Consider the following 1,014-nt stretch of genomic DNA (forward strand, 5'->3'; position numbering starts at 1 on the left):
ACCATAGCCACGCCAGCCCGGCCGTTGAGGTGGACCATCGGCTCGCTTTGGTGCGGCACCTTGCCCGGCGTGCTGGTATTGCCGCCAGCCGCATCGCCTGTGGCGGCATCAAGATTCTGACCATCGACCATGCCGGCCGCGGCCCTCGCTTGCCGCGCCAGCGGCGACTCGTCATCCTTTCCGGTCGACAGGGCTTGGGTCTGATGCGTGGTGGCACCATCGCTGAGTGTCCTGACCAGATCGCCCGCCTGCCGCAGCAGTGCGATACCGGCAGCGTTGTCACCGGTCGGCAGTACGTGGCCCGTGACGGCATCGCGATAGGTCGTCAACAGCAGCCCAGCCCGGCCACGTACCGCGGCGTAGCCATCGGTGCGCAGCTCGAACCCCTGGCCCCGGAAGCTGCCGCGGCGGTTGTCCTGCTGGTGAATTACGTGACCGAGGTTGAGCTGGGACGCCTGTTCCGTCGTGGCGAGTTGTGTCCGCAGCTGGCCATCCGAGTCGTCGAACACCAGCTGGTTGTAGCCCTTGCCGCCATGTTCCTGGCTCTTGAACCCGGTCAGCGCGGCTTCGTTGCGGTGGCCGGCCGGGTCCGCGCCCATGCCGTGCCACGCCGGGCTGTTGCCACCGGCAAGGTTGCCCTGTGCGCTTGGGTGGCTGTCGGAGCCCATCGCATAGAGGCCACTGGCGTCATAAGGCTGCGAGAAGGTGGTGGCGCCCATCGACTTGCCGCCCGGCGTAGGGACGATGCCGGCTTCGCCCTGGCCGTTGTACAGCGCACCGATCACGAACGGCTGGTCGATATCGTTGTCCGTGAACTTGACCAGCACTTCCTGGCCGATGCGTGGCAGCCATTGCCAGCCCATGCCGGCGCCGGCCTGGCGCTGCGCGACGCGGATCCAGCGGCTGCTGCGGTCGTCAACGCGCTCGCCACGCTGCCAGGGGAAGCGCACGCGGATTTGCCCGCGTGGGCTGGCGTGGTGTTCGGCGTTGCCATCGGCCTGGGTCTGGCCGTCC

At 68.1% G+C, this 1,014-nt stretch carries 1 protein-coding gene; it reads right to left on the minus strand.

What is annotated here, in order from left to right; translation table 11 throughout:
* Nucleotides 1-1,014 (minus strand): type VI secretion system Vgr family protein (locus C7416_RS28800; RefSeq protein WP_181461339.1); only part of this gene is annotated, 1,014 nt, incomplete at both ends.

The organism is Cupriavidus phytorum (assembly GCF_003254285.1).
GTDB lineage: Bacteria > Pseudomonadota > Gammaproteobacteria > Burkholderiales > Burkholderiaceae > Cupriavidus > Cupriavidus phytorum.